Source organism: Methanoregula sp. (assembly GCF_002835825.1).
Taxonomy (GTDB): Archaea; Halobacteriota; Methanomicrobia; order Methanomicrobiales; family Methanospirillaceae; genus Methanoregula.
Window position 1 is genome coordinate 1 of record NZ_PIZH01000296.1, and the last position, 2,705, is coordinate 2,705.

At 52.5% G+C, this 2,705-nt stretch carries 4 protein-coding genes; all 4 read right to left on the reverse strand.

Annotated elements, in window-relative coordinates; translation table 11 throughout:
- Positions 1 to 503 (reverse strand): DUF5667 domain-containing protein (locus tag CW742_RS10050; RefSeq protein WP_292419911.1); only part of this gene is annotated, 503 nt, incomplete at its 3' end.
- Between the two features lie 462 nt (positions 504 to 965).
- Complete coding sequence (locus CW742_RS10055; RefSeq protein WP_292419913.1) at positions 966 to 1,466, reverse strand: DUF350 domain-containing protein; 501 nt, start codon at positions 1,464 to 1,466, stop codon at positions 966 to 968.
- Positions 1,467 to 1,572: 106 nt separating this feature from the next.
- Entirely contained in the window at positions 1,573 to 2,211 is a 639-nt protein-coding gene (locus CW742_RS10060; protein ID WP_292419915.1) for a DUF5803 family protein, read from the reverse strand.
- The coding region (locus CW742_RS10065) for a pyridoxal-phosphate dependent enzyme (protein WP_292419916.1) at positions 2,148 to 2,705 on the reverse strand (558 nt) is incomplete at its 5' end. The genes CW742_RS10060 and CW742_RS10065, both read right to left, overlap by 64 nt.

Consider the following 2,705-nt stretch of genomic DNA (forward strand, 5'->3'; position numbering starts at 1 on the left):
GCCTGCTGCTGCCCGGTCCTGACATTCTGTATCTTGTATGCGAACTTTTGTTCGAGCCGGACACTGTTGTTGTAAGCGTGTTCGAGGCCGGTATTATTCGGGTGGCTCTGGATGAGATCTCCAAGAACCTGCTGGTGCTTGGCAATCATCTCCCGTGCATGCAGGAGCCCCGTCTCATCGATCCCCGGTGCAGGGCCTGTACCGTTGACCGGTACGGGTTCCAGGATGTTGTCAGTCTGGTTGATTTTCAACCGGTAGTGTTCCAGGGCAATGTCGGCAGTGTCTGTTTTGTTCTCTAAAAGTTCACGTTTCAGTTCGGCAAGCCGGAGATCCGCGTGACGAATCTGCTTTTGCAGTCTCTCGCTCTGGTTAACGGTGAATGATTCATCGAGATCTTCAAACGCAAGTTTCAGTCCGTACAATGAATTACCGGGGCCGATAACACCGTTATACGGTTGGATGGTATCCGCCTGCCCGGCTTCGGCAGGTGCTGCAGCTGCCACACCTGCACAGCCCGCGAGAGCAAGCAGAGCAAGGCATAGTATGAATCCAAATCGTGTTCTCATCATAGGTCCTCCGTTCATCTTTTCATGACTCGGCCCTGTGTGCCGCAATGAAATGTTGGAAACTCGCTGCATTAAGGGTCGCGAGTGTTCGGGGGAATTCCCGTTGTACAAAATGGAATATTCTTTGATGAAATCGTTCAGGAGTGTTCGTTAATTCATTTGGGGGATAAAATGAACGATTTTCAATTTAGGGAAGTTAAGGGTTTTTTCCTGTGATAACGGAGCCTGATCCCTATGGAGCGCGGAAATATTTCGCAGTTGCCTAAAAAAAAGGCAGTGGAGATTAATGACAGGAGGCAGACAACTGCCAGGCAGGTTACCTGCCTCTGCCGCAAATCATGGGGTATGCATCCGCTTTAGAAGAAAAAGAGTATCCAAAAAAAAAAATTAAAAAAAGTTTCAGATAAGGGAGGCGGTGATGCCGATAACGCCCGACTGGATGATCCAGGCGACAGCGATGATCACTCCGCCCATCTCGAGTGCAACGGCAACATTACCTTTCTTGAGTTCTTCGAATTCCTCAACACCCTGGGTGAGTTTGTCAAGAATATTCAGTGCAAGGTAGATCGCACCAACTGCAAGAACAATGCCTGCGATGAGCTGGAAGAAGGCAAGGCCAATCGTAATCATCCCATCAGCAGAGAAGAGTCCGGCTGCAAGTGCCTTGCTGATGCCGGCAGAGAGGCCGCTGACCCCGGACTCGACCACCATGGCGATGGCAACGAAGACTGCTGCAACAATGATACCCACAGCAACATTGCCCTTTGCAAGTTCCTTCTCTTCATCCATTCCCTTGCTGATCTTGCCCAGCACTGAAAAGCCGATGTAGAGTGCTACCACGGCAAAGACAATAGCAACGACCAGCTGAACGATTCCAACGATTGCATTTTCAATAAGCATGAAATGACCTCTTTTTTCTTTATTTCATTACGCATCGGGGGGTATATACGTTTCTTTTAACGGTCCCGTATGCGAATCCTGACAGAGAAAAAAATGATTAGCGGGATTATTCTGCTTTTTTCATCGAGAGAAGATAAGGGACGACTACCAGAATAACCGTAAGGATAGCCATAAACTGGAGGAAGAACCAGAGCATGTTCTCATGCCACTGATCATAGAACCGGACGTTAAACACGGTGGTCTTTTCCCACCGGACTGACGTTGTGTTGTCAGGATGATGCGTCACATTCGCGCCCTGGCTCATCCCGGCAAGGAGCGGGTTTTTCACGGAGAATTCCCCCGGGATTGTCACCGCAACCGAATAGGGGCGGATGAACTGCCCCTGGAGGTTGTTGCCCGAGAGCGGGGCGAGATAGGAGACGGTATAATTTCCCTTGTCGAACATGATGACAGACGGGGCACCCCACGGACGGCTCCAGGTGAAATTGCAAGGAGTGCAGTCGCCGGTGAGTGTCACGTTACTCACAGGCAGCGGAACCTTCTCACCCATGAAGCCGACATCGGCGAATTCATAGCGCGCTGCATCTGCTATTTCGATGGTGGCGTGGTATGCCGTACCGTTTGGCAGGACGATGTACTCTGCCGAGAGCGCTCCTGCCACCGGTATTCCCACAAGGGAAATTACAAGTGCAGCGCAGAGAGCAGCGATGGCAGATCTGCATCGATCTCTGTCGGGGGTTCGCATTGTTTGATCACCGTATCCGGGTCTTTTAAGAGATGACCGGTGACAACGCAGACAATCCGCTCGTCCCGGTCGATCATACCCAACTCTGCCAGTTTCCTGATACCGGCAACCGAGGCAGCGGATGCCGGCTCGACACCGATGCCTTCCTTTCTGGCAAGGTCGCGCTGCATCCGCAGGATCTCATCGTCCGTAACGGATTCAGCAAGGCCTCCTGTCTTGCGGATTGCCGTAAGGGCTTTCTCGGCATTGACTGGTGCGCCGATCCGGATTGCGGTTGCAACCGTCTCCGGCGCCTTTTCTGGAACGACTTCAGGAAGGTTCTCGCGGATTGCACGGACCACCGGGCTTGACCCTGCTGCCTGGATCCCGGTCATCATCGGGAGCCGGTCGATGAACCCGAGTTCCTGGAGTTCCAGGAGCCCCTTGTACACGGCGGATATGTTGCCGGCATTTCCTACCGGGAGTACGAACCGGTCCGGGACTCCGCCGAGCTG